Source organism: Aestuariibaculum sp. M13, from assembly GCF_024723255.1.
Taxonomy (GTDB): Bacteria; Bacteroidota; Bacteroidia; order Flavobacteriales; family Flavobacteriaceae; genus Aestuariibaculum; species Aestuariibaculum lutulentum.
On sequence record NZ_JANIAC010000003.1, the window covers coordinates 1 to 25,908 of the forward strand.

At 34.5% G+C, this 25,908-nt stretch carries 21 protein-coding genes, 2 tRNA genes and 1 rRNA gene; 15 read left to right on the forward strand and 9 right to left on the reverse strand.

The features are described 5' to 3' along the window. Positions 1-15 precede the first annotated feature (15 nt). Both rrf and NO995_RS11220 read left to right on the forward strand, forming a co-directional pair. Positions 16-124 (forward strand): 5S ribosomal RNA (gene rrf, locus NO995_RS11215). A gap of 466 nt (positions 125-590) precedes the next feature. Continuing rightward, a complete protein-coding gene (locus tag NO995_RS11220; protein WP_258227607.1) occupies positions 591-773 on the forward strand; it encodes a hypothetical protein in 183 nt (60 codons plus the stop codon). 404 nt (positions 774-1,177) lie between these two features. Here the strand turns inward: NO995_RS11220 and NO995_RS11225 are convergent. Both NO995_RS11225 and NO995_RS11230 read right to left on the reverse strand, forming a co-directional pair. Further along, a tRNA-Phe gene (locus tag NO995_RS11225) sits at positions 1,178-1,250 on the reverse strand. A gap of 351 nt (positions 1,251-1,601) precedes the next feature. Next, positions 1,602-1,674: transfer RNA gene (locus tag NO995_RS11230), tRNA-Phe, on the reverse strand. Positions 1,675-1,844: 170 nt separating this feature from the next. Between NO995_RS11230 and NO995_RS11235 the strand changes: the two genes are divergently transcribed. The 9 genes from NO995_RS11235 to NO995_RS11275 all read left to right on the forward strand — a co-directional run bounded on the left by NO995_RS11235 (position 1,845) and on the right by NO995_RS11275 (position 12,401). Next, complete coding sequence (locus NO995_RS11235; RefSeq protein ID WP_258227608.1) at positions 1,845-2,576, forward strand: type III pantothenate kinase; 732 nt, start codon at positions 1,845-1,847, stop codon at positions 2,574-2,576. Then, on the forward strand, positions 2,573-3,874 hold the full coding sequence (locus NO995_RS11240; RefSeq protein WP_258227609.1) for a hypothetical protein: 1,302 nt from the start codon (positions 2,573-2,575) through the stop codon (positions 3,872-3,874). The genes NO995_RS11235 and NO995_RS11240 overlap by 4 nt, the downstream gene beginning before the upstream one ends. 24 nt (positions 3,875-3,898) lie before the next feature. Further along, positions 3,899-5,278: a hypothetical protein gene (locus tag NO995_RS11245; protein ID WP_258227610.1), complete on the forward strand. Its 1,380-nt coding sequence runs from the start codon at positions 3,899-3,901 to the stop codon at positions 5,276-5,278. Further along, complete coding sequence (gene lptC / locus NO995_RS11250; protein WP_258227611.1) at positions 5,278-5,832, forward strand: LPS export ABC transporter periplasmic protein LptC; 555 nt, start codon at positions 5,278-5,280, stop codon at positions 5,830-5,832. The genes NO995_RS11245 and lptC overlap by 1 nt, the downstream gene beginning before the upstream one ends. 127 nt (positions 5,833-5,959) lie before the next feature. Further along, a complete protein-coding gene (locus NO995_RS11255) occupies positions 5,960-6,151 on the forward strand; it encodes a hypothetical protein (RefSeq protein ID WP_240574649.1) in 192 nt (63 codons plus the stop codon). Next, the gene (locus tag NO995_RS11260; RefSeq protein ID WP_258227612.1) at positions 6,152-7,441 is read left to right on the forward strand and encodes a hemolysin family protein; all 1,290 of its coding nucleotides are present in this window, start codon (positions 6,152-6,154) and stop codon (positions 7,439-7,441) included. A 140-nt stretch (positions 7,442-7,581) separates the two neighbouring features. Beyond that, a complete protein-coding gene (locus NO995_RS11265; protein WP_258227613.1) occupies positions 7,582-9,711 on the forward strand; it encodes a SurA N-terminal domain-containing protein in 2,130 nt (709 codons plus the stop codon). Positions 9,712-9,902: 191 nt separating this feature from the next. Then, entirely contained in the window at positions 9,903-10,841 is a 939-nt protein-coding gene (locus tag NO995_RS11270; protein WP_258227614.1) for a dihydrodipicolinate synthase family protein, read from the forward strand. Positions 10,842-10,925: 84 nt separating this feature from the next. After that, positions 10,926-12,401 carry a sodium:solute symporter gene (locus NO995_RS11275; RefSeq protein WP_258227615.1) on the forward strand — a complete coding sequence of 492 codons (1,476 nt, stop codon included), beginning with the start codon at positions 10,926-10,928 and terminating at the stop codon, positions 12,399-12,401. 38 nt (positions 12,402-12,439) lie between these two features. Here the strand turns inward: NO995_RS11275 and NO995_RS11280 are convergent, their stop codons facing one another. Beyond that, on the reverse strand, positions 12,440-13,345 hold the full coding sequence (locus NO995_RS11280) for a GYDIA family GHMP kinase (protein WP_258227616.1): 906 nt from the start codon (positions 13,343-13,345) through the stop codon (positions 12,440-12,442). 4 nt (positions 13,346-13,349) lie between these two features. Next, a complete protein-coding gene (locus NO995_RS11285) occupies positions 13,350-14,675 on the reverse strand; it encodes a hydroxymethylglutaryl-CoA reductase, degradative (protein WP_258227617.1) in 1,326 nt (441 codons plus the stop codon). A 246-nt stretch (positions 14,676-14,921) separates the two neighbouring features. Between NO995_RS11285 and NO995_RS11290 the strand changes: the two genes are divergently transcribed. The 4 genes from NO995_RS11290 (at position 14,922) to NO995_RS11305 (ending at position 20,982) form a co-directional block, all read left to right on the forward strand. Continuing rightward, entirely contained in the window at positions 14,922-17,111 is a 2,190-nt protein-coding gene (locus tag NO995_RS11290) for a S9 family peptidase (RefSeq protein ID WP_258227618.1), read from the forward strand. Positions 17,112-17,166: 55 nt separating this feature from the next. Continuing rightward, positions 17,167-18,528, forward strand: coding sequence for a peptide MFS transporter (locus tag NO995_RS11295; protein WP_258227619.1), 1,362 nt, complete (start codon positions 17,167-17,169; stop codon positions 18,526-18,528). A 42-nt stretch (positions 18,529-18,570) separates the two neighbouring features. Next, positions 18,571-20,346, forward strand: coding sequence for a peptide MFS transporter (locus NO995_RS11300; RefSeq protein WP_258227620.1), 1,776 nt, complete (start codon positions 18,571-18,573; stop codon positions 20,344-20,346). A gap of 87 nt (positions 20,347-20,433) precedes the next feature. After that, positions 20,434-20,982, forward strand: a complete 549-nt coding sequence (locus NO995_RS11305; RefSeq protein ID WP_258227621.1) for a thioredoxin fold domain-containing protein — start codon at positions 20,434-20,436, stop codon at positions 20,980-20,982. Between the two features lie 7 nt (positions 20,983-20,989). On the opposite strand, the gene NO995_RS11310 is transcribed toward NO995_RS11305, so the two are convergent. The 5 genes from NO995_RS11310 to surE are packed head-to-tail and all read right to left on the reverse strand — an operon-like array spanning position 20,990 to position 25,794. Next, positions 20,990-23,020 (reverse strand): ComEC/Rec2 family competence protein, encoded by a 2,031-nt coding sequence (locus NO995_RS11310; RefSeq protein ID WP_258227622.1) that lies wholly within the window; start codon positions 23,018-23,020, stop codon positions 20,990-20,992. A 23-nt stretch (positions 23,021-23,043) separates the two neighbouring features. Further along, on the reverse strand, positions 23,044-23,619 hold the full coding sequence (locus NO995_RS11315) for a C40 family peptidase (protein WP_258227623.1): 576 nt from the start codon (positions 23,617-23,619) through the stop codon (positions 23,044-23,046). 8 nt (positions 23,620-23,627) lie between these two features. After that, a complete protein-coding gene (gene lpxB, locus NO995_RS11320) occupies positions 23,628-24,740 on the reverse strand; it encodes a lipid-A-disaccharide synthase (RefSeq protein ID WP_258227624.1) in 1,113 nt (370 codons plus the stop codon). Further along, positions 24,741-25,025, reverse strand: a complete 285-nt coding sequence (locus tag NO995_RS11325; protein WP_240574663.1) for a hypothetical protein — start codon at positions 25,023-25,025, stop codon at positions 24,741-24,743. It lies immediately after the preceding gene. Further along, the gene (gene surE / locus NO995_RS11330; protein WP_240574664.1) at positions 25,018-25,794 is read right to left on the reverse strand and encodes a 5'/3'-nucleotidase SurE; all 777 of its coding nucleotides are present in this window, start codon (positions 25,792-25,794) and stop codon (positions 25,018-25,020) included. The genes NO995_RS11325 and surE overlap by 8 nt, the downstream gene beginning before the upstream one ends. Between the last annotated feature and the right edge of the window lie 114 nt (positions 25,795-25,908).

A 25,908-nucleotide genomic window follows, 5' to 3' on the forward strand; every position in this document is an offset into this window, starting at 1 on the left:
CAACAACCTAAAATTTAAGGTGATTATAGCGACGGGGCTCACCTCTTACCATTCCGAACAGAGAAGTTAAGCCCGTTAGCGCCGATGGTACTGCCATTTGTGGGAGAGTAGGTCGTTGCCTTTTTTGGAAATCCTCAACATTAATTTGTTGGGGATTTTTTTGTTTTATACTTCTTCACTTTATTTTAGTTCTAATGATTTTGTTGTCTCAAATAAACCTAATTATTAGATTTTGTAGGAATTATTTGTTGGTGTTTCGGTAGGCGTTACACCATCATGATTTTATAATGTTCTAAACTATTATGCTTCGTAAAGATTATTTTGTGAACGCTGTAATTGTCTTAGCGATTATTTCTTCCAGTTTAAACATGACTTTTAAGTTTAGTTTAATATAAAAGTTAAATAAAATTAGATTCTAAACGCAACCTTTGTAGGAATTTTGTATCTATTAATAAAAAGTAGGTAATGAAAAGGTTTATATTCTGCTTATTATTTCTTTAGTTTTCAACTCATGTAGTTCCGATAGCGAAACGTCGAAAGAGAGGTTCGAGTTTATAGTAGAGTATTCTGCACAAGTAACGGTAGGAGGTGTGATAGGGATAACAGAACGTACTTTTGCAATCGGCGAAGTTTACACAGGAACAGATAATGGAGATGGTACGGTAACTATACGAATAGCAGAACACTCAAAATTAAATAATGATTGTCCTAATAGTTGGTGTTATCAAGAGTTGTTAGAAGTTCCAGTAGAGTACTTGAAATTAATTGACTAGTTATTCAATCATAAGGCTAAATCTCGTATGTTAAGGTGAAGTTCTAGTTATTGGTAATAGAAATGATTGTGAGAGATTCTAAGGAGAATTTATAGTCATAACTAAGATCGTCTCAGAAGATTAATTTTATGCGTTTTTAAGATATTTAATTCGGTAATTAGTTCAAGGAAGTAATTTTTTAATTAAGGTAAATTCGTCTAACTTAAATTATTTGTCTGAGTTGATCTTAAGATAATTTGTCCTTGAACCTAGAACACATTGCTGAGCTTCTTTTTGTTAAAAGCGTTTATTTAGATATAACACCTATTCAAATTTAAAACTAATCATCCAATGCGGTTTTAAGCATTGTAATTTAACCTATAAAAACAAAAAATCCCGAAACATATGTTTCGGGATTTTTGTAGTGGTACCTCCAGGAATCGAACCAGGGACACAAGGATTTTCAGTCCTTTGCTCTACCAACTGAGCTAAGGTACCTCTTTTAAGAGGTGGCAAATATAGATGGTTTTTAACTTTTCACCAAAAGAAAAGTGAAAAGATATTGTAGTTTTTATTAGTTTAAACTTTACGATTGTCGTTTGTGTTGTAAATCAGGGATGTTGGTGGAAATAAATATAGACCATTATAAATACTTTTAACTTCTTAGGGCATACTCGTTGTTTGTGTACACTCTTCCCTTTTCATGATAAAAGGACTTCAAGGGGTTAATATATCTTTATTTTTTCTGATATCTGAGGAATTCAGAATTTAGACAAATAACCTATCTAGATAAAAAGTTAACCTATAAAAACAAAAAATCCCGAAACATATGTTTCAGGATTTTTGTAGTGGTACCTCCAGGAATCGAACCAGGGACACAAGGATTTTCAGTCCTTTGCTCTACCAACTGAGCTAAGGTACCTCTGTTAAGCGGTTGCAAATTTATAATCTTTTTATATGTTCACCAAGAAAAAACTGAAAAAAAATATGGTTTTTATGTGTTTGTTTGTTATCTGATTTATAATCAGAGGTGTATGAAAAAATAAATTTTATTAATTCTTGTTTTGTAAATTTACGGTTTTAATAAAACAGATGAATTTAGTAATAGATGTGGGGAATACGCTGGTTAAACTAGCTGTTTTTAGTGAAAATAGGTTAATAGAGAAAGAGGTTGTTGATCTATCGATAATTCTAGAAGCTCTAAAAGATTTAAAGCGTACTTATACAAATATACAACGGGCAATAGTGTCTTCTGTCGGTAAATTAGAAACAGATACAATTGAAGAGATAAAAAGCATGTTTAATCTGTTGGTAATTGACAGTACTACCAATTTACCATTCACAAATCGGTATCAAACACCTAAGACTTTAGGTGTCGACCGTATCGGGTTGGTGTGTGCTGCAGTAACCGAATTTCCTAATACGAATACGTTAATCATTGACGCAGGTACTTGCATCACTTACGATTTTATTACATCGGAAAATGAATATTTAGGTGGCGCCATTTCTCCAGGGTTAAGAATGCGATACAAGTCTTTAAATAATTTAACGGCTAATTTACCGTTATTAGATACAGAGATGCCTGAAAGTATCATAGGAGATTCAACAATAAATTCAATACATTCCGGAGTTGTTTATGGCGTTTTAAATGAAATCGAAGGAATTATTCTTAATTATCAAGAAAAATATTCAGATTTAACAGTTATTTTAACAGGGGGCGATTGTAATTTCTTGTCTAAACAATTAAAAAGTACCATATTTGTCAACCTGAATTTTCTTTTAGAAGGTTTAAATCAAATATTACAATTTAATTCAAACGAATGATTAAAAAACTTGTATTAATTTTTATTGCAGTTATTGCAATTAAAAGTTACGGGCAAGAGGGAACAGCCTCGCCATATTCTTTTTACGGTATTGGTAGCTTAAAATTTAAAGGTACTGTAGAAAATCGAAGCATGGGAGGCCTTAGTATTTATTCAGATAGTATACATGTTAACTTAAGAAACCCAGCGTCGTATGCCGGAAATAATTTTGAAGGTCTTAACGATGGTAGCAGTCTTGTTAAATATACTGTAGGAGGTACTTATTCAAGTATTAACTTAAAAAGTAACTCAGGTAGCGATAAAACATCGTCAACAACATTCGATTATTTAGCCATGAATATCCCAATGGGAAAATTTGGTGTAGGTTTTGGTTTGATGCCTTATACATCGGTGGGTTATAAATTAGAATCTTTGAGTGATAAAGGTGTTTCTCATAGATTTAGAGGCGAAGGTGGTTTAAACAAAGTCTTCATGGGCTTAGGTTATCAAATAAGCAAAGGTTTAAATGTTGGTGTTGATGTTCAGTATAACTTTGGTAACATTCAAAACAGCACAATAGTTTATAATTATGATGATGATGATATTCCAACGCAATATCAGTCCAGAGAAAATAACAGATCAGATTTAAGTGGTTTAAATGTAAACCTTGGGGTGAACTATAAAACCATGTTAAATGAAAAGCTGGAATTTGTTTCAGCCTTGACTTATACGCCGCAGAGTGATCTGGCATCAGAAAACGAACGCTCGTATTCTACCATTACCTTGTCTAGTACAGGACAGGAATATGTTGTAGATACCATAGAAGAAGATTTAGAGGAAGACGGTTTGAAAAATACAGATTTAACGATGCCTTCAAAATTATCGTTTGGAGCTGGAATTGGTCAGCCTTTAAAATGGTTTGTAGGTATTGAAACCGAATTTTTAAGTTCTAGTAAATTTTCAAATTCACTATACAGAACAGCAGCTTCAACTTACGAAGATTCTAAAAAGTATACCATTGGAGGATTTTATATTCCACAATATAATTCATTCAATCATTACTTTAAACGAGTAACCTATAGAGCCGGAATGCATTTTGAGAATACAGGTTTACAGTTTGAAGATGAGTCTATAAACGAGTTTGGCATATCTTTTGGAGTAGGATTACCAGTTGGTACATTTTTCTCTAATGCAAACTTAGGTCTAGAACTGGGTAAAAGAGGAACAACTAACAGCAATTTAATACAAGAGAATTTTATTAATTTCCAATTAAGTTTATCTTTGAACGATAGATGGTTTCAGAAAAGGAAATATGACTAACAGAAAAGAGAAAAATTAAGAAACATGAAGACGAAATTTACATTTTTATTTGCGTTATTACTTGTTGGCTTCACTGGGTTTGCACAACAGGATGAGGAATGTATGACTAAGCTTTCTATATTCCATGAGTATGTAAAGGCAAAAAATTATGATGCAGCTTACGAGCCTTGGATGGCTGTAAGAAACAAATGCCCGAAGTTTAATAATGCCATTTATATCGATGGTGAAAAAATCTTGGAAGCTAAAATAGAAAAAGCTCAAGGGGCAGAAAAATCGGCTTTTATTAACGATTTAGTATTGTTATATGAGCAACGCGCAGAAAATTTTCCAAGCAAAACACCAAAGGGAGAGTATGCAGCAAAAGCGTGTCAGTTACAATATGACAACAGAGAAATTTTAAACAAAACAGATGAGGAATTATACAACTGTTTTGATGCTGCTTATAAATTAGACAAAGCAACGTTTACAAACCCTAAAAGTTTATATACTTACTTTTCTTTAATGGTAGATTTATATGATGCTAAAAAGAAAAGTGCAGGCGAGTTATTTGATAAGTATGATGATATTGTTGAAAAAATTGACAGTGAAGTAGAAAACTACTCAGCGAAGTTAAATCCACTTATCGAAAAGGAAGAGGCGGGTACTCCTTTGTCAGGAAATGAACCAGCTTATAAAAAGTATTATGAAAGTTATTTGTTGAATTACGATATAATTTCAGCAGGAATGGATAAAAAATTAGGTGATCGTGCAAACTGCGACAACTTGATTCCTTTATACGAAAAAGACTTTGAAGCTAACAAAACTAATGAAACCTGGGTGCGTAGAGCCGTAGCTAAAATGTACGAGAAAGACTGTACAGATAGCCCGCTATTTGTTAAGTTGGTAAATGCACAACACGAATTAAATCCTTCAGCGAACTCTGCTTATTATTTAGGGGTTCTTAAAGATAAAGAAGGAAAATCAAGTGAGGCCGTTAAGTTTTATCAACAAGCTATTAATTTAGAAACAGATAATTACAAAAAATCTAAATTATACTATAGAGTAGGTGATAAATTTAAAAAGTCTGGAAGTTTTGGTCAGGCAAGAAACTATTTCCGTGAAGCTCTAAAATTAAACCCATCTAACGGTCGTCCGTATTTAGCTATCGCCGCTATGTATGCTGCAAGTGCTAATAGTTGTGGAGATACACCATTTAACAAAAGAGCGGTTTACTGGTTAGCAGCTCAGGAAGCAGCTAAAGCAGGAAATGTAGATGCCACTTTAAAGAAAGCTTCTGCACAGTCTGTAGCAAGTTACAATGCTAAAGCTCCACAGAGATCTGAAATCTTCAGTTGTGGATGCTCAGGAAAAGTAATTAACATCGGATGTTGGATTAATGGTTCTGTAACTGTTCCAAATATTTAATGAGTACAAAACAATTAAATAAAATATTCTACATAGTCACCGCATTTACGGTGACTATGTTTTTTTCATGTAACAACAGTTATAATGAAGTGCAGCAAATAGGGATGTCTGAAAACGAACCTATGGGTGTTGCGGAACATATTAATTTAAAATATACCGATTCTGGTCGTGTAACAGCCAATTTGTTAAGTGCAAAAATGCTGGATTATAGTAATCGTGATTTTCCATTTAATGAATTTCAAGATGGTATTACCTTGTATTTGTATGACGAAAACAATAAGAAAAGTACCGTTGTTGCCGATTATGCTATAGTTTACGGTAAGACCGATTTAATCGATTTACAGGGGAATGTGGTTATCACCACGGTTGATAATCGAGAGTTAAAAACCAATCAGTTGTATTACGATCAAAAGAAAGAATGGTTGTTTACCAATAAACCTGTAACTTTTGCTTCTGAAGTAGATATTATTAATGGTAATGGTTTCGATTCGAATTCCAAATTCACAAATGCCGAGGTACTTGAAGTAACAGGTATCATTACTGTAGAAGATTAGATTTTCTTTAATCTCCTGAAATTAAAATTCGGCTTACTTCAAATTTAATTATCTTTACATTATAAAAATTAACAAAAACTCCGGTGTGTTTTTACTAAAAGATGCATTGGAGATATAATATAACTTTATGACATTTTCTAAAATTTTTCAATACGCATATCTGGTTTTCGCTGTGTTATTCCTTTACGATGGTATAACTAAATTAGGAAAAGGTAATGGGGCCTATGTGTCTTTCGCCTTAGCCGGTTTAGCGATTTTTATCTTTTTCTTCAGAAGAAAGTTTGCAAATAAATACAGTAATAAAAACAACAGAAAATAGATGAGCATTTATGTTGTTATCATAATTGTTTCATTATTACTATCGGCTTTTTTCTCAGGAATGGAGATTGCTTATGTGTCTTCGAATAAAATTCACATTGAAATTGAGAAAAAGCAGGAAGGCTTGCTTTCCAACGTCTTAAAAAAGCTTACCGCAAAACCATCGAAGTTTATTGCAACCATGCTTATTGGTAACAATATTGCTTTGGTTATTTACGGGTTTTTTATGGGCGATTTATTGGTGGAATGGTTTCAGTCCTTGCTGCCATCGCCATATAATTTTGTAAATGTCATGTTAGACGATTTTAGTTTGTTAACGCAAACTATAATTTCAACATTGGTTATTTTAATTACGGCAGAATTTTTACCGAAAGTATTTTTTCAAATTTACGCCAACACCTTAATTAAAACCTTAGCCATTCCGGCTTATGTGTTTTATATCCTGTTTAGTTTTATATCCGATTTCGTTATCTGGATTTCCGATTTCGTATTAAAACATGTGTTTAAAACCGAAGGCGACCAGATTCAGCTGGCGTTTACAAAAGTAGAACTGGGGAATTATATTAGTGAGCAAATGGAATCGGTTGAAGAGCATGAAGAAGTCGATTCTGAAATTCAGATTTTTCAAAATGCTCTGGAATTTTCCGAAGTTAAAGCCCGCGAGGTTATGGTGCCTCGTACCGAAATTACGGCTATCGAAATTAACGATTCTCTTAAAAATTTAAGCAGTTTATTTACCGAAACCGGATTTACTAAAATTTTGGTTTACAAAGAAACTATAGACGACATTGTTGGTTATGTGCATTCGTTCGAATTGTTCAAAAAACCAAAAAATATCAAGGCCATGGTCTTGCCGGTAGAATTTGTTCCGGAAACAGTACTTATTAAAGATGTACTAAGTGTGCTTATTAAAAAGCGAAAAAGCATAGCCGTAGTACTTGATGAATATGGGGGAACTTCAGGGATTATGTCGGTTGAAGATATTGTTGAAGAACTGTTTGGAGAAATTGAAGATGAACACGATACGGTAGACTTAATTGAGGAGAAGATTGATGATGAAACTTACACGTTTTCAGCACGTTTGGAAGTTGATTATATTAACGAGACTTACAAATTAAATCTTCCCGAAGGTGAGAATTATGAGACTTTAGGAGGTTTAATTGTTAATCACACCGAGGAAATTCCTGCACAGGACGAAGTGGTGAAAATCGATAAATTTCAGTTTACAATCATCGAAGTTTCCAATACCAAAATAGACCTTATTCAGCTTAAAATTTTAGATGAGGATTAATGTTTAATTAAATCGCATCTAAGGGCTTTTATTATTAAATAGAAAATAGTATTTTCGCCCACGACGTATGTGCGAGAGTCACATATATAGAACTTAACAAGCTAAATCCAACTAGGATTTTTTAAAATTTTTAATTACAGATGGCAGTTTTAAATAAGATTAGACAACGCTCCCTATTTTTAATAGTAGTCATAGCACTGGCGTTATTTTCTTTTGTATTAGCAGATTTATTTAAAAGCGGAAGTGCTTTTGCAGGTAGCGACAATGTAGTGGCGACAATTAATGGAAGAGAGATTACCCGAGAAGATTTTCTTCAAAAAGTAGAAATCGCGCAGCGCCAATTAGGTCCAAACGCAACCAGTACTCAGGTTATGAACCGTGTTTGGGAGCAAGAAGTAAGAACCGCAGTATTAGAAACTCAATTTGAGGAGTTAGGTATTACTGTAGAGAAGGATCAGATGCGTGATATTTTAAAAACAGCTTTGGCTAATAGCCCTGAGTTTTTAAATGAAGCAGGTTTGTTTGATGAAAATAAGTTAAACGAGTATATCGCAAACCTAAAAGAAACGTCTCCTGAAGGTTATGCACAGTGGGTAGAGTATGAAAAAACGGTTTCGTCAAATGCTTTACAACAAAACTACTTTAGCATGGTTAAAGCGGGTTTAACAGGTACTTTAGCTGAAGGCGAATTAGAGTATAAATTAGAAGGAAACAAAGTAGATATTAAATATGTGCAGTTACCTTACAGCTCGATTGCCGATAGTTTAGTTGAAGTGTCTAAATCTGATATTTCAAGCTACATTAGCAAAAACAAAAAGAAATACGAAGTAGAAGCTTCAAGAGATATTAAGTTTGTTCAGTTTAATGAAGTAGCATCAGTTGAAGATGAAAACGAAATTAAAGGGGAATTAGCTGATCTTTTAAAAGATAAAGAAGAGTACAACAGTACAACTAAAGCTAACGAAACTGTAAAAGGATTTTTAAGCACAACGGATGATGAAGGATTTGTGAATTCAAATTCAGATATTAAATTCGATAATCGTTTCTTATTTAAATCTAGCATTCCTTCAACTATTGCAGATAGCATTTTTAAATTAAATGCAGGTGAGACTTACGGACCTTATAAAGACAACGGTTACTACAAAATTTCTAAAGTAGTTGCTGTTAAACAAGTTCCGGATTCTGCTAAAGTAAGACACATTTTAATTCCATTTATTGGAGCTCAAATGGCTGGTGCAGAAGTTACTCAAACTGATGCTCAGGCTAAAACAACTGCCGATAGTTTATTAGCAGTAATAAAAGGAGATCGTTCTAAATTCTCAGAATTAGTAACTGAATTTTCTTCAGATAAAGGAAGTGTTGATAACGAAGGTCGTTACGACTGGCATCCATACAACACCATGGTTCCAGAATTCAACGATTTCGAATTCGAAGGAAATGTTGGTGATTTAGGTGTTGTTAAAACCGTATTCGGTTACCATATCATCGAAATTGAAGGTTTAAAAGAAAAACAAAAAGCGGTTCAGGTTGGAACAATTGCAAGAAGAATTGAGCCATCTGAAGCTACAATTGATAAAGTATTTAGAGATGCTTCAAGCTTTGAGTTAGCAGTATTAGACGGTAAAGATTTTGATGCTGAAGCCGAAGCTCAGAAGTTTGTAGTACGACCAGTAAACGGTATTAAAGTTTTAGACGAAAATATTCCAGGTGTTGGAAACCAAAGACAAATTGTTCGTTGGGCTTTTGAAGAAGGTACTAGTGTAGGAACTATTAAACGTTTTTCTGTTACTAACGGATATGTACTTGCTCAATTAGTAGCTAAGCATGAAAAAGGATTGATGTCTGTTGAAGAAGCAACTGCAAGTGTATTACCAATTATTCGTAAGGAGAAAAAGGCTGAAATGCTTAGAGATAAAGTATCTGCAACGAACTTAGACGATTTAGCTTCTAGCCAAAATACATCAGTTAGAACAGCTTCTGCTATCAATATGAAAAACCCAACCATTTCGGGTGCTGGTAGAGAGCCAATAGTTGTTGGTGCTGCATTCGGATTAAACGAAGGTGAGACATCAGAATTAATTGATGGTAACAATGGAGTTTACATGATTCAGGTTACGAAGGTGGAGCCAGCTGTAGCTTTAGAAAATTACCAGGCTGCTGCTAATCGTGTAGAACAGCAAAAAATGAATGTTGTAACGACTAAGTTATACAATGCATTAAAAGAAGCTGCAGATATTGAAGATAACCGAGTAGAAACTCAGATTCAATAAGAAGCTTAAACATAGAAATAAAAAAGCGGGACAAGTTATTGTCCCGCTTTTTTATGCTTTAATTTTAAATTTATAAAATTGACCATCGATTAATAATAACATTGTTTTGTTATTAAATTGGTAATATTAGTAAGTAATTAATCACAGATTAGTTGTAAATTAAGCTAAACCAAATAAATTTAACATTACTAATGTCTTCAGGAACCAATCAAACTATTGTTAAGGGTATCGTGCCGCCTATGGTTACCCCTTTGCTATCAGATAATCTGTCTTTAGACGTTGAAAGTGTTCATCGTTTATTAGAACATTTAATAGCAGGAGGTGTTCATGGTGTATTTATTCTGGGAACAACCGGAGAGTCTACAAGTTTAAGTTATCGAACAAGAGAATTACTTATTAACGAAACTTGTAGAATTGTAAATGGAAGAATTCCTGTTTTTGTTGGTATTACCGATACGGCTATTGAAGAGAGTTTACATTTAGCAGATGTAGCCTATAAAGCTGGAGCAACAGCCGTAGTGGCTGCGCCACCGTTTTATTATGGTTTGGGTCAGGAGGAATTATATAAATATTACTGGGCTTTGGCGAGCCAGTTGCCTCTGCCATTGTTCCTATATAATATGCCTTCGCACACTAAAGTAAATATCGATCGCGGAACGGTATTACGTTTAGCCGAACACCCAAATATTATCGGCTTAAAAGATAGCTCTGCAAATACGGTTTATTATCAGTCGTTGTGTTATGTGTTAAAAGATAAAGAAGATTTTTCATTATTAGTAGGCCCGGAAGAAATTACTTCCGAAACCATTTTAATGGGCGGAAGTGGAGGTGTTAACGGAGGAGCTAATATGTTTCCGAAGTTGTATGTTGAATTGTATAATGCAACCATAGCCAGAGATTTCGATCGAATTCGGGTGTTACAAAATTTAGTAATGGATGTGGCAACAAAAATTTATACCATTGGATCTTATGGATCAAGTTATTTAAAAGGATTAAAATCGGCCTTATCGGTATTAGGACTAATCCAACCGTATATTGCGCCACCGTTCAATACATTTGAAGAAAAAGAAATGACTCAGGTCGTTGAAAGTGTTAACAGAATTAAAGCAGAGATAGATAACCTGTTATAAAATAAAAGATACAGTTTAATTCTAACCAGATTAAACTTAAAAAGATATTACTTTTGCCAACTGAATTAAAATGTAGAAAGATTAATGAATTCTATAGATCTTGTTGTGTTTTTTCTTTACATAGGAGGAATAGCCTTATTTGGGGGTTCGTTCTTTAAAAGAAACAAAACACCTGAATCTTATACAGTCGGCAATAAAGATATACCCGGATGGGTGGTTACCATGTCAATTTTTGCAACTTTTGTGAGTAGCATAAGTTATTTGGCTTTACCGGGTAATGCATTTCAATCTAATTGGAATGCCTTAGTGTTTAGTTTGTCATTACCCATTGCAACTCTAATCGCTGTTAAATATTTTGTGCCGTTGTATCGAAAAATAAATAGTCCATCGGCGTATACATTTATGGAACAGCGATTCGGTGCTTGGGCGCGCTTGTATGTGTCACTGTGTTATTTGTTAACGCAGCTCATGCGGGTAGGTACTATTCTTTATTTATTGGCATTAACTCTAAATGCTATTATTGGTTGGGATATTGCCACCATTATTTTATTCACCGGAATTATTGTTGCTGTTTATTCTATGTTGGGTGGTATTACAGCCGTTTTATGGACCGATGCTATTCAGGGTATTCTTTTAATAGTTGGTGCCTTAGGATGTATTATTTATATGCTTTTTAGCATGCCGGAAGGCCCCTCGCAAATTTTTACAATTGGATCAGCATATGATAAATTTAGTTTAGGAAGTTTTAAACTGGATTTCACCGAACCCACGTTTTGGGTGGTGTTAATTTATGGGGTGTTTATTAATCTTCAGAATTACGGTATCGATCAGAATTATGTACAGCGTTATATGGTGTTGAAGTCTGATAAGGAAGCCCAACGTTCTGCATTAATTGGTGGATTAATTTATTTGCCCATTTCTGTGTTGTTTCTGTTTATAGGAACCGCTTTATTTGGGTATTATCATTCAGCCGAAACACTTCCTTTGGAATTACAGGATATAGCGAAAGCTGATAGAGTATTTCCTTTTTTTATAGTCAATGAACTGCCTCCTGGATTAACAGGTTTAATGATTGCTTCTATTTTTGCAGCAGGAATGAGTACCATTTCAACAAGTTTTAATAGTTCGGCAACGGTGTTTTTAACCGATTATTACAACCGTTATATCAATAAGAATGCATCAAATAAACAGCATATGCGTGTGCTGTATTTTTCTTCGGCCATTATCGGTTTAATAGGTGTTGGTATTGGTATAGCTATGATTGACGTAAAAAGTGCCTTAGATGCCTGGTGGAAATTGTCATCCATCTTTAGTGGAGGTATGTTAGGGTTGTTTCTTTTGGCGATGTTCTCAAAATTTAAATATGTTAAAGGAGCTATTATTGGTATGATTGCCGGAATTTTAGTCATCTTATGGATGACGTTTGCTGGTCGCATATTCGGACCGGACACCATCGGTGCCTCATTCCATACGTATTTAACCATTGTATTTGGCACCATGGCCATTTTCCTGGTTGGTTTTCTTGCTTCCTATATAATGAAGCCAAAAGCTAAATATTAAAACAAAAAGCGGAACTTTAGAAAGTTCCGCTTTTTGTTTTAAAGAATCATATCCTGATATCTTAATATGGTATGATAACCTTTGATTTTAAAATAGGTTGTTGGATCATCTTCGCTAGTTACTAAAACAAAATCACCTCCCCAGGCACCAAGACTTTTTACCACACCGTTATAATCTGGAAATAACCGGTCTTTAACAGGTTGTTGCTTGATGACTTTTGAAATGATGCTTTCATGCTGTGTTAATAAGTCTTCAAATGTTGTTAAAGACTCACAATTAAGAAGTAGTTCTGTTATTTTATTAATTTCAGAAATAACAGGTTCGATATTCGATTTGTTGCTGTTGTACGTAGCGATGCCCTCTCGGCTGTTTTGTTTTTCATTTAAATACACAAAATAAATATGCTCTTTAAATTCAGGAATGAAATTTAAAGGGTTTACCTCGATACCATTTGGTGCTATTTGAAAGGTGATAGCTGAATTGTTTTGCGCACAGGCAATATCATAACCGCTGCCACCAAAGGTGTTTTTCAATAACTCGTAGGCATCTACTTTTGCCCAATCAGCAATATTATTAATAAGGGTTGATGATGTACCTAATCCCCAGTTTTTTGGGAATGTTAATGCTGTTGAAATATTATAGCCTTGGTTTGAACTTAAAAAATCGGGGTTTAAAATTTGCGCTGTCTGCAAAATTTGAACAATTCTGTTTGAAACTTCGTTATCCTGATGCGCTTTTAGTGTTCCGTTTTCAATATCAAAAGTACCTTCAAACCATAACGATTTATCATTATTGTAACTTTTCCAGAAGAGTTTAGTTTCGTCTATTGGCATTATGGTTAAAGATTGCCCAAACTTAGTGGGTAAAGCCAAAGCTTTAGCGCCATCAAGTACGACATATTCACCAGAAATTAAAAGTTTACCGTTGCTATAAAATTCCTGCATAGAGTTAGTTACTTTTAGAACGTAGGGTTTCAATAGCTTCAACTACGGCACTATGCGAAACGGTCTGGTTTTTAAACTGTTCGGTTAAAATCAGTTTTTCATCATTAGTGGCTTCAAACTGATTTAGAATATTCATTAAATGCATTTTCATGTGGCCTTGCTGAATACCTGTCGTAGTTAATGAACGCAGCGCTGCAAAATTTTGGGCCAATCCGGCAACGGCAACAATCTGCATAAGTTCTTTAGCACTCGGGTGATATAGTAATTCTAAAGATAATTTGACTAAGGGGTGTAAGCCTGTTAATCCGCCAACTGTTCCTAAAGCTAAGGGCATTTCAATCCAGAAGGTGAAAATTCCGTTTTCAACTTTAGCGTGTGATAAGCTACTGTATCTTCCGTTGCGCGAAGCATAAGCATGCGCACAGGCTTCAATGGCTCTAAAATCGTTTCCTGTAGCCAGAACCACAGCGTCGATACCGTTCATAATACCTTTGTTGTGGGTTACGGCGCGGTAAGGTTCAATTTCAGCAATGTTAACGGCCTGAACAAATTTAGAGGCAAACTCTTCGGCTGAAATGTTTTTGTTTTCGGTTAAGTCTTCAACTTTACAACTCACTTCCGCACGAACCAAACATTCCGGGACATAATTCGATAGAATACTCATGACGATTTGAATGTCTTTTTCAGCTTCTGTAAAACCTTCAAAAGACTGCGCTTCGTTTTTAAATGTTTTGGCAAATTGCTCTAAACATGAATTGATGAAGTTAGCACCCATGGCATCCAGCGTTTCAAAAGAAGCGTGAAGCTGGTAATAGCCAGCAATGTCGTTTGTTTTATCGCGTAGCTCAATATCTAAAATACCGCCACCACGTTTCTCCATATTTTTGGTAATGGGTTGGGCATCTGTAATTAATTTCGGTTTTATATGAGCAAAATAGCTTTTTAACGTTTCGGCATTACCGTGGTACATAAAATGTACCTGACCGATTTTGGTTGTGGAAATCACCGTTGTTTTAAATCCGCCGCGGTCTAACCAGAATTTTGCCGCTTTACTCGCAGCAGCGACTACCGAACTTTCTTCAATAGCCATAGGGATGGTGTACAGCGTATCGTTTATTAAAAAATTTGGCGCCACACCAAGTGGTAAATAATAATTGGTAATGGTATTTTCAATAAACTCGTCGTGTAAGGTTTGTAATTTTTCGTTGGTATTCCAATACTGTTTTAATACCGTTTTAGCTTGTTCGGCATTTGAAAAATAGGTTTCTACCATCCAATCAATTTTCTTTGATTTTGATAGTTTTGAAAAACCGGCAATTGTTTTACTCATAAGTTGTTTGTTTACTCGATTATCGAGATATCACTGTTTCAAGGAGAACCTTGAATTTTTGGTTGCTATTTATTATCCCGTTATATTTTATTTTAACGCGATAGGTTTCGCAAAGATACTATACTTAAATGCAATATTGAACTCGATTTTTTTATTTAAAGACGTTATTAAAGTGTTAATAAAAAGGGTGTTTTATATTATTTTTAGTAAAATTGGGCTCTGTTTACGAAATAAATATTTTTTTTAATGAAATACCTACAATTCTCGTTTTATGTTTGCGTACTATTCGTAGCAAGTTTAACCGCTCAAAATAAGCAAATTACCCTTGAAGAAATATGGAATGGTACGTTTAGAACAGAACGTATGGACGTGCTTCATTCTATGGCAAATGGTCAGCAATATTCAGTGTTTAACTTCGATAGAAGCACACGTTCAACTTCGGTAGATATTTACGATTATAAAACGCTTGAAAAAGTTAAAACGCTTGTCGATTCCAAAGACATTCAGGAGATAAGTTACTTTACAAATTACACATTTAGTACAGATGAAACTAAAGTGCTTTTAGCAACAAATGAAGAGTCTATTTATCGTCATTCGGTTTTAGGAAATTACTTTGTGTATAATGTTGAAGACAAATCTGTGATTTCGGTTTCAGATGAACGTATTCAGGAACCAACCTTTTCACCTGACGGTTCGAAAATAGCCTATGTTTACAACAATAATATTTATGTTAAAGATTTATCTTCTGGAGCTACTACACAAGTAACAACAGATGGTGTTAAGAATAAAATTATAAACGGTATAACCGACTGGGTTTACGAAGAAGAGTTTGCTTTTGTTCGTGCTTTTGAGTGGAATGCCGATGGAACAAAAATTGCGTTCATTCGTTTTGATGAAACTAATGTGCCTGAGTTTTCCATGGATGTTTACGGCGAAAGTCTGTATCCAACACAGCAGGTGTTTAAATACCCAAAAGCAGGAGAGGCGAATTCTTTAGTGTCACTTCATTTATATGATTTATCTGCTAAAGCCATTGAAGCTGTTAAGGTGAGTAAAGAGTATAACGATTTTTATATTCCAAGAATTAAATGGACCAACGATGTGAACGTTTTAAGTGCACATTATTTAAACAGAAAGCAAAACGAATTGGATTTATGGTTGATTGATGCTTCAAAAAACACATCGTCTTTAGTGTTAGCTGAAACCGATAAGGCTTATGTTGATGTTACAGACAACCTAACCTTTTTAAAGGATAATAGCTTTATATGGACAAGTGAAAAGGATGGGTATAATCATATTTATCACTATTCGAAAAAGGGTGATTTAATCAATCAGGTAACAACAGGAAACTGGGAAGTAACCGCCTACTATGGTTACGATGAGAAAAGTGATAGAATCTTTTATCAGTCAGTAGAAAACGGATCAATTAATCGTGATGTCTATTCTGTTAAATTAAATGGACGTAGTAAAAAACGATTATCACAAACAGAAGGAACAAATAACGCCGATTTTAGTGCCGATTTCTCATACTTCATTAATACGTTTTCAAATACAACAACCCCTCCGGTATACACTTTAAACAAAGCATCGACAGGAGAAGTTGTAAAAAACATAAAAGATAACAAAGCACTTCTAGAACAGTTATCAGACTATACCATTTCTGCAAAAGAATTCAGTACCATTAATGTAAATGGGAACGATTTAAACATGTGGATGATTAAGCCTGCCAATTTTAATGCTAATAAAGAATACCCTGTTTTAATGTTTCAGTATTCAGGACCAGGTTCTCAACAAGTAGCTAATACTTGGAATTCTTATAACGATTACTGGTACCAGCATTTAGCACAAGAAGGTTATATTATTGCTTGTGTTGATGGTCGCGGAACAGGTTTTAAAGGCGCAGCCTTTAAAAAAGTGACCTATGAGCAATTGGGAAAATACGAAGTTGAAGATCAGATTGCTGCAGCTAAGCAATTAGCAACATTACCATACGTTGATGAAAGCAGAATAGGAATCTGGGGATGGAGTTACGGTGGTTTTATGAGTAGTAACTGTTTGTTTAAAGGGAGCGATGTCTTTAAAATGGCGATTGCTGTAGCTCCGGTAACGAGCTGGCGTTTTTACGATTCGGTGTATACTGAGCGTTACAACGGATTACCTCAGGATAATGCAAGTGGATACGATGATAATTCACCAATCAATCATGTAAATAAATTACAAGGTGATTTTCTATTGGTTCATGGAACTGCAGATGATAACGTGCATGTACAGAATACCATGAGATTGGTAGAGAGTTTGGTGCAGGCAGATAAGCAATTCGATTGGGCGATTTACCCGGATAAAAACCATGGTATTTATGGTGGAAAAACGAGGCTACATCTTTTCAAAAAAATGACTAACTTCCTAAACGAAAATTTAGGAGATAAAATAAAATAAATCAACTAAGCTGTATTCGTACAGCTTAGTTTTTTAAATAACTAACACAAAATATATGTCAGACGCAATTACTACAACTAAACACAAAGAATTATTTGGACATCCAATAGGACTGTATGTACTGTTTTTTACGGAAATGTGGGAGAGATTCTCTTACTACGGAATGCGTGCCATTTTGGTATTGTATTTAGTAGCCGAAACTCAGGGCGCTAATGCTGGTTTAGGTTGGTCTAACGGCGAGGCTTTAGCTTTATATGGATGGTATACCATGTTGGTTTATGTAGCATCTATTCCTGGTGGTTGGATTGCCGATAAAATGCTTGGGCAAAAGAAAGCAGTACTTTATGGAGGTATTCTTTTGGTTGCAGGACACAGTATTTTGGCTATTGAGCAGATGTGGGCCTTTTATACAGGTTTAGGATTAATCATTGCAGGTGTGGGGATGTTAAAACCAAATATTTCAACAATGGTTGGAGGGCTTTACAAACAAGGAGATGTAAGACGTGATAAAGGTTTTACTATTTTCTACATAGGGATTAACGTTGGAGCTTTTTTAGCCAGTTTAATTGTTGGCTTTGTAGGTGAAGTGTACGGATGGCATTATGGATTTGGTTTAGCCGGAATCGGAATGGCTTTAGGGCTTATTCAGTATGTTGCAGGGCAAAAACATTTAAAACACGTTGGAAACTTTTTGGGAGGTTCTGAAAGTTCTTCTGATAAAGAATTAATGAACCAACCACTTACTAAAGTTGAAAAGGATAGAGTGGTTGTATTGTTTATTTCGTTTTTATTAGTAATCGTATTCTGGGGTGCTTTTGAGCAGGCTGGAGGTTTAATGAATATTTATGCGATGGACAATACCAATAGAAATTTACTAGGTTGGGAAGTGCCGGCATCTTGGTTTCAATCTTTAAATGCCATGTTTATTATTTTCTTAGGAACAACTGTTGCTGGCTATTGGGCAAAGCGTAAATTACAAGGTAAAGTAGCTACATCACTGTTTAAAATGATTATTGGTTTAATGATTATGGGAACAGGCTTTTTCTTTATGACGGCTGCTGCGGCGCAATATCAGAGTGCTGGTTCTTCAGCGATGTACTGGTTAGTGTTAGCTTATTTATTCCATACTATTGGAGAACTTTGTATTTCTCCTGTAGCATTATCATACATTACGAAATTAGCACCAGTAAAATATGCATCATTAATGATGGGTATTTATTTTGCTATGACAGGTTTTGGTAATAAAGTAGCTGGATTATTAGGAGAAGCTTCTGAAAGTTTAGGGGAATATGCCATTTTTACGGGTATTGCTGTATTCTGTTTAATATTCGGTATGCTTGTTATGCTGTTTAGAAATAAATTGGAAGCTTTAACCCACGGGGCAGAAGACAACGAGCGCGAAATGCATGACGAGTAGATCTTCAAAATAAAATAGAATTAAATCAACCATTAATTATATATGACGACAGATATTGAAAATCTTTTTAAAGACAAAGTTTTAGGACATCCTGCAGGGTTGTTCGTATTATTTTTCACCGAGATGTGGGAGCGTTTTTCCTTTTACGGAATGCGCGTGTTACTGGTTAACTTTTTAACATTTTCTATTATTGGCGATAACCCGGGGTGGGGTTGGTCTGCAGAAAATGCAGGAGCGCTTTTTGGTACATATGCCATGCTTTTATACATTACCCCAATTATTGGAGGTATTGTAGCCGATAAATTAACAGGCTATCGCTGGGCGGTAATCATTGGAGCCATTATCATGACTTTAGGGCACGCTTCAATGGCTGTAGAAACCGAATTCTCTTTATATTTTGGATTAGGTTTGTTAGTTGTTGGTACGGGATTCTTTAAACCGAATATTACATCTATTATTTCAGAAATGTACAAGAAAAACCCAGAGAAGAAAGATGGTGCTTACACTATTTTCTATATGGGGGTGAATGCCGGAGCGTTCTTCGGAATGATGCTTTGTGGTTATTTAGCTGAAAAAATTGGCTGGTCTTACGGATTCGGTCTTGCGGGAATCTTTATGTTGTTAGGAACGCTTCAATTTGCTTTCTCAGGAAATTTATTTGGACAAATAGGAAAGAAACCAACAAGTAAGCATCTTGTAGAAGATACAGTTGATGGCGACGACCATTTAGCTAAAGTTGATGAGGAAGAGGTAGAAGAAAAGCCAAACCCATTTACATTAGTTGATAAAGTGTTAATTATAATCTGTTCTATTGTAGGTTTAGGCTATGCTATTAACGATCCGATGTCTAAAATTGCAGGAATTGATATGTTTTCGGCGTTTAAAGTTGGTGCACTTGAAGGTCAGTATGTGGCTGTGTTAATCGCTTTAGTGTTGTTCCTGGTATTGGTTATCGGACGTATTTTTAGATACTCAGCAGTTGTTAGAGATCGTATGCTTGCTTTTATTGTTTTTGCATTCTTTACGGTATTTTTCTGGTTATCTTTCGAGCAAGGAGCGTCTTCATTAGTGTTATTTGCACGTGATAATGTAGACCGTGTATTAACAGGAAATTCGGCAACAACATTTAATATCTTTAATGCTATATTAACCATTGTGCCTTTATGTATCATCACTTATGTTTTATACGATTTATGGAAGAAAACTTTCAAAAAAATCCCGTATTCAAATATTGTATTGGTGGTATGTTTCTTATGTATGTGGGCCATTGTAGGCTGGATGTTAGTAAGAGAGTTTACTTCAGATGTATCTGAAATTACTGTGTCATGGTTTAGTATTTTAAACTCATTCTTTATCATCGTATTTGCTTCGTTCTTCTCGAAATGGTGGGAGAGTAAATACAATCCTTCAGCTGCAGCTAAATATGCTTTAGGTTTAATTATCATGGCTGTTGGTTTTGGATTGTTAGCGTTTGGAGCTTACGGTATTCAGGAAGGTGTAAAAGTGAGTATGATCTGGTTAATCTTAGCATATTTATTCCATACGCTTGGTGAGTTATGTTTATCGCCTGTTGGATTATCATATGTTAGTAAGTTAGTGCCAGCAAGAATGATTGCTTTAATGTTTGGTATGTGGTATCTGGCCATTGCTATTGGAAATAAATTGGCAGCTGTTGTTGGTGGACAAATTGAAAACATTACCAAAGAGTATAGTTTATCTACGTTCTTCTTAATATTTACTATTGTGCCTGTAATAGCAGGATTGTTAATTCTGGCATTAAACCCAGTATTGAAAAAATTAATGCACGGTGTGCGTTAATCGAATATAAAGGTTAAATACATTTAAAAAGCTCCGTGTTCGGAGCTTTTTTTGTAAGTTAGGCATAGGTTTTGATACTTAAAGGTTATGAAAAAAATAGGATTTATATTATTGTTAGCTACTTTAACTTCAGTTAGCGGTATAGCACAGGAAATAAAATGGGTAAGCTTGGAGCAGGCTTTAGAGCTTCAAAAGAAAACCCCTAAAAAGATTATGATGGATGTGTATACCAGTTGGTGCGGTCCGTGTAAAATGTTAGATAAAAATACTTTTCATAATCCCGATGTTGCGGATTATGTAAATAAGAATTATTATGCTGTTAAATTTAATGCAGAAGGCAATGACCAGGTGAGTTATAAAGGTAAAACGTTTTCAAATCCCGGATATAAACCAGAATTGGCCAGTCGACGTAATTCGGCTCATGAATTAACAAGATACTTTCAGGTGAGTGCCTATCCAACAATAATTTTTATAGATGAAAAAGGCGATTTAATTGCACCTATTCGAGGTTATCAACAACCTAATCAGTTAGAGTTGTATTTGAAGTTATTCAAAAATGATGATCATAAAGACATGGATTCTCAGGAGAAATTTAACGATTATTATAAGGCGTTTAAACCTGAATTTAAAAGCTAAATATCATTTAATATGAAATAGTAAAGGCTCCCTTTTCACCTGTATAGTGAAAGGGGAGTTTTCGTTTTAAGCAAACCGTTTTCCATTGTTCTACATATGATTTATAGTTACTGCCATCGGCAATAATGGTTTTGGGTTTTATGGAATCTATCAGCCGAATTAAGTTAATCTTAGGAGATTGTATTAGTAATACATAATCGGGTTGGAAAGATTTTACATGATATGCGCCTATATTATCTACAATAATTAGTCTTTTTTCGTTTAGTATATAGACAGGTTTAAGAGAATCTGTAGAAGCGTTTTTTATATGATTTGAGACCTTATAATCTTTAATAATATTTTCAAATAAATTAAGACTATCTATATCGGTACTAAAGATTGTTTTGTTATTAATAGTATTTCCGGTTAAAGTATGCCTGCTTTCATGAAAAATAACAAATTCTCGATGAGGTATATGTAGTGATGTATAAATGAAAGCCATTTGTAATCCTATAATTCCGACCAAAAATAGTTTTATCGAATGGTAACTTTTTGTTTTGTAAAGTAAAATGCCTGCAATAATTAGACAATAGGAAGCAAAAACTTGAAATATATTGATGGGAATGTCTTTGAATACAAACTGATCCTGACTGGCAATCCACGAAATGAATTGGTTTAACAAGGATATAAGGTAACCAAAACCGGTGTTGAAAATACTTGATGGTACATTCAGAAGAGCTAAAAATATAATCAGTATACCAAAACCAAGAATAAACCCAAGTAGGGGAATGATGACTAAATTTGAAATAAAGAATAATCCGGGAAACTGATGAAAGTAATATAAGCTAATAGGAATAATACCTATTTGAGCAGAAATGGTAACCGTTAATGTATGCCAATAAAAATTTAGAATTTTATTTTTTGGAGTCCAAATATTGTAAAGTAGAGGATCGATTGTAACAATAGAAAGAACCGCTAAATAACTGAGTTGAAAACCGACATCGAATAGGAATAAAGGTTTAAATAACAGAATAATAAACATGCTTAATGCTAGTGTATTGTAAATGTTGGTAGGACGTTTTAAGTTTATCGCAATCGCCAAAACGCTAAACATAGTAACTGCTCGGGTTACCGAAGCCGACAACCCTGCTGTAATGGCAAAACTCCATAGCAGAATAAGAAGTAATAGTGTTTTATAGATATTACCATATTTTAAATACTCTATCGGTTTTAAGATGAAGTTTAAAATCATTAGAATAATTCCAACATGCAAACCTGAAACAGCGAGAATATGAATGACCCCTGCATTGGCATAAGTACTATAAACTTCCTCGCTTATATTTTGTTTTTGTCCAAGAAATAAAGCGTTTATTATGGCGAGTTCTTCAGGTTTAAAATGATATGCCTGTAACTTAATGTTGATATGCTTTCTGAGTATATCGGCATAACCAAATATGGTCCTGTTTTTTGACTGAACCTTTAGGAGTTCATTATTGTTTACAGTGAATTGATGATAGATGTATTTCCTATGTAGATAAGCTTTGTAATTAAATTGTCCGGGATTTAAAGTAGTAGGAAGATTTTTAAATTCTGTTTTTGTAATATAGATATCATCAACATGTAATTTGTTGTTGATACTGTCTTTCTGAAGATTCAAAAGTATTTTTCCGGAAACTTGATTGGTGTTTAGTTCAAGAATATCGACAATATATTTGTTGTAATAATGGTTTGATTTTAATACTTCCCGAATTCTAAAAGTTGTTTTAGGTATGGAATCTTCGTCGAGGGTTTTGGTGTAATGGTGTTTGGAATTTATTGGATTATGAAGTGTCGCCGTCAATATACCAATACATATCATGGTTAGGTAACTTAATAATCCAAACCAGATGGTTTTCTGAAATTGATTTTTCGCAATGACATAGCTAATGAAAAGTAGAACAAGTCCTGTTATTGCTAAAATCAGGCTTAAATTAATTGAGAAAGCATATAGGTAAGCAATGATAATACCTGCAATGAGGCATAGCGTCAACTTGATTATAGTGAAATTGAGTATTTTCATACTCAATAAATATAAGAAAAAACTTATAGAATTCTACGAGCTTCTACAAAGGCATCTGTCCAGTAGTCCTCAGACAGTTTAGAAACAATAACTCCGGCTCTGGTTGTAGCGTGTATAAATTGAATATCATTATCAGTAGTAACGATTAATCCAACATGGTTTATGTTATTTCTGCGGTTAGCGGTTTTAAAAAATAAAAGGTCGCCTTCCTGAACTTTTTTCAAAGGAATCTTATCTCCAAGTTTTGCCATATCGCGAGAGATACGAGGCAATATAATATCGTAAGCTCTAAAGGATTCAAAAACCAGTCCCGAACAATCCATACCTTCAGGAGTTGTACCTCCCCATTTGTATCTTACCCCTTCAAATTGTAAGGCATAATTAGTAATGGCATCAGCTTTACTTATTTCACCTTTGTCTTCCTCGATTGTTTCAGATTCAGTTTTTATAAGTTCAACTTCAGTAGTTAAATTATCATAATTATTTAACGCACGTTTGGCATCAATAACAACTTGGTTATCTTTTTTTCTGGCACTTTTTGAAGATTTACAGCTTGTAAAACCAAGTGTTAAAATAAGTAGGATACAAATACTCCTCATAAAGTATTTTATTTTTTTATTGAATTATAGATTAATTGAGCTGTTTTTTTGCTGGCACCTTTTCCGCCAAGGGCTTTTTCTAATTCGTAATAATTCAAGAACATTTTTTTACGTTCCGTTTCGTCTAAAATACGAGTTAATTCTTGTTTTAGCCTTTTTTTGTTGAAATCATTCTGAATCAATTCAGTTACGACTTCTTTATCCATAATTAAATTTACTAACGAAATAAACTTTAAAGTTATTATACGTTTTGCAATATGGTATGAAATAGCACTGGCTTTGTAGCAGACAACCTGGGGTATTTTAAATAATGCTGTTTCTAAAGTAGCGGTACCCGAAGTGACTAACGCTGCTGTTGAAATGCTTAATAAATCGTACGTTTTATTCGATATGAATTTTACGTTATTCGATTTAATAAAAGTTTCATAAAAACTGTAATCCTGACTTGGTGCACCGGCAATAACAAATTGATAATCCTTAAAACTATCAACCATTTCCAGCATCACCGAAAGCATATTCTTTATTTCCTGTTTTCGACTTCCGGGTAACAAAGCAATAATTGGTTTGTTGCCTAAATTATGTGATTCTCTAAATTTAGTTTCGTTAACCTGATCTCTGTTCGCAATGGCATCGATAAGCGGATGTCCAACAAAGTTGACTTTATAATCGTACTTTTTGTAGAAGTCTTCAACAAAGGGTAAGATAACATACATGGCATCGATGTCGCGTTTAATATCAAAAACACGTTTAGCTCTTGATGCCCATACCTGAGGCGAAATGTAATAATTTGTGGTAATGCCTTCTTGTTTTGCCCATTTGGCAATACGCAGATTAAAACCCGAATTGTCTATAAAAATAAGAACATCTGGATTGTAGGCTTTAATATCTTCTTTACAAAACGCAATAAGTTTGAAGATTTTATTCAGGTTCATAATCACTTCAGAGAAGCCCATGAAAGCACGTTCTTTATAGTGTTTAACTAGAGTGCCACCAACAGACTGCATAAGGTCTCCACCCCAAAATCTGATTTCAGCATGAGCATCGACTTCAAACAATGCTTTCATTAGGTTAGAGCCGTGTAAATCGCCTGATGCTTCTCCTGCTAAAATGTAATACTTCATTTAAAAAAGTTTAAAAATAAAGGTAAATACCGCTACAAAAATGGTGATGATTAACACGCCGCGAGCGCGATAATCCTGACGTTTTCTTATAAAGATAAAAAATGCTATTAAATTTAAAACAGCTCCTAAGCTTATAAGTTTTCCTAAAAAGCCTTCGTTGTACGCTGCTTTTATTACGGTTGTAAAATCTTCGCCTTGTCCTAAAAGGGTAGCGATTGATATTAGGCCAATAGCATTGGCGATTAAACCAACGGTAATGCCTATAAAAAGTTCTTTTTTAATCATTTAAATTCCAGGAGTTTAAATTTTGAATGTAATGATGCGCTGTTAAATCGAATTGAACGGGTACTACAGAAACATAACCATTTTCTAAAGCCCACTCGTCTGTATCTTCACCACCATCTAAGTTTACAAATCGTCCAGTAAGCCAATAGTAGTCTTTGCCTGAAGGTGTTTTTCTTTTATCGAATTCTTCCACCCAATTGGCTCTGGCTTGTCTGCAAACTTTAATACCTTTAATATCTTGTTTTGGTAAATTAGGAAGGTTAACATTAAGTACAACACCATTTGGTAAACCATGTTTTAAAACATTTTCGGTAATGGTTTTTACAAAACTTTTGGCAGCTTCAAAATCGGCACTCCATTTGTAATCTAACAATGAAAAACCAATGGCAGGAATACCTTCAATACCCGCCTCAATGGCAGCACTCATCGTACCTGAATAAATAACATTTATAGAGGAGTTCGAACCGTGATTAATTCCTGAGACACATAAATCGGGTTTACGGTGTAATTTTTCTCGAATAGCCAGTTTAACACAGTCGGCAGGAGTACCTGAACAACTGTATTCGGTTTGAGGTCCGTCATCAACTTTTAGCTGTTCAACATATAATGTAGAGTCGATAGTGATTGCATGCCCCATACCGCTTTGCGGACTATCTGGAGCGACAACTACCACATCTCCAAGGGTATTCATAATTGAAATTAGAGTTCGAATTCCTGGTGCTGTTATGCCGTCGTCATTCGTTACAAGTATAAGCGGTCTTTCTGTCATTTACATTCTGAAAATTGTAACGCTAAAATACATAATTTCCGTAGGATACACTTTATTTATTGTGTTTAACAAAAAATTAGTAGCAAATGCCGGGCTTGGCATACTTTTTTCTTT

What these genes read in the sequence shown, in the direction of transcription:
- NO995_RS11260 (WP_258227612.1), top strand. Translation starts at nt 6,152, where the DNA reads ATGAGCATTTATGTTGTTATCATAATTGTTTCATTATTACTATCGGCT.
- NO995_RS11280 (WP_258227616.1), bottom strand. Translation starts at nt 13,345, where the DNA reads ATGCAGGAATTTTATAGCAACGGTAAACTTTTAATTTCTGGTGAATAT.
- NO995_RS11295 (WP_258227619.1), top strand. Translation starts at nt 17,167, where the DNA reads ATGTCAGACGCAATTACTACAACTAAACACAAAGAATTATTTGGACAT.
- NO995_RS11240 (WP_258227609.1), top strand. Translation starts at nt 2,573, where the DNA reads ATGATTAAAAAACTTGTATTAATTTTTATTGCAGTTATTGCAATTAAA.
- NO995_RS11235 (WP_258227608.1), top strand. Translation starts at nt 1,845, where the DNA reads ATGAATTTAGTAATAGATGTGGGGAATACGCTGGTTAAACTAGCTGTT.
- lpxB (WP_258227624.1), bottom strand. Translation starts at nt 24,740, where the DNA reads ATGAAGTATTACATTTTAGCAGGAGAAGCATCAGGCGATTTACACGGC.
- NO995_RS11325 (WP_240574663.1), bottom strand. Translation starts at nt 25,025, where the DNA reads ATGATTAAAAAAGAACTTTTTATAGGCATTACCGTTGGTTTAATCGCC.
- NO995_RS11310 (WP_258227622.1), bottom strand. Translation starts at nt 23,020, where the DNA reads ATGAAAATACTCAATTTCACTATAATCAAGTTGACGCTATGCCTCATT.
- NO995_RS11270 (WP_258227614.1), top strand. Translation starts at nt 9,903, where the DNA reads ATGTCTTCAGGAACCAATCAAACTATTGTTAAGGGTATCGTGCCGCCT.
- surE (WP_240574664.1), bottom strand. Translation starts at nt 25,794, where the DNA reads ATGACAGAAAGACCGCTTATACTTGTAACGAATGACGACGGCATAACA.
- NO995_RS11300 (WP_258227620.1), top strand. Translation starts at nt 18,571, where the DNA reads ATGACGACAGATATTGAAAATCTTTTTAAAGACAAAGTTTTAGGACAT.
- NO995_RS11265 (WP_258227613.1), top strand. Translation starts at nt 7,582, where the DNA reads ATGGCAGTTTTAAATAAGATTAGACAACGCTCCCTATTTTTAATAGTA.
- NO995_RS11275 (WP_258227615.1), top strand. Translation starts at nt 10,926, where the DNA reads ATGAATTCTATAGATCTTGTTGTGTTTTTTCTTTACATAGGAGGAATA.
- lptC (WP_258227611.1), top strand. Translation starts at nt 5,278, where the DNA reads ATGAGTACAAAACAATTAAATAAAATATTCTACATAGTCACCGCATTT.
- NO995_RS11305 (WP_258227621.1), top strand. Translation starts at nt 20,434, where the DNA reads ATGAAAAAAATAGGATTTATATTATTGTTAGCTACTTTAACTTCAGTT.
- NO995_RS11285 (WP_258227617.1), bottom strand. Translation starts at nt 14,675, where the DNA reads ATGAGTAAAACAATTGCCGGTTTTTCAAAACTATCAAAATCAAAGAAA.
- NO995_RS11290 (WP_258227618.1), top strand. Translation starts at nt 14,922, where the DNA reads ATGAAATACCTACAATTCTCGTTTTATGTTTGCGTACTATTCGTAGCA.
- NO995_RS11245 (WP_258227610.1), top strand. Translation starts at nt 3,899, where the DNA reads ATGAAGACGAAATTTACATTTTTATTTGCGTTATTACTTGTTGGCTTC.
- NO995_RS11315 (WP_258227623.1), bottom strand. Translation starts at nt 23,619, where the DNA reads ATGAGGAGTATTTGTATCCTACTTATTTTAACACTTGGTTTTACAAGC.
- NO995_RS11255 (WP_240574649.1), top strand. Translation starts at nt 5,960, where the DNA reads ATGACATTTTCTAAAATTTTTCAATACGCATATCTGGTTTTCGCTGTG.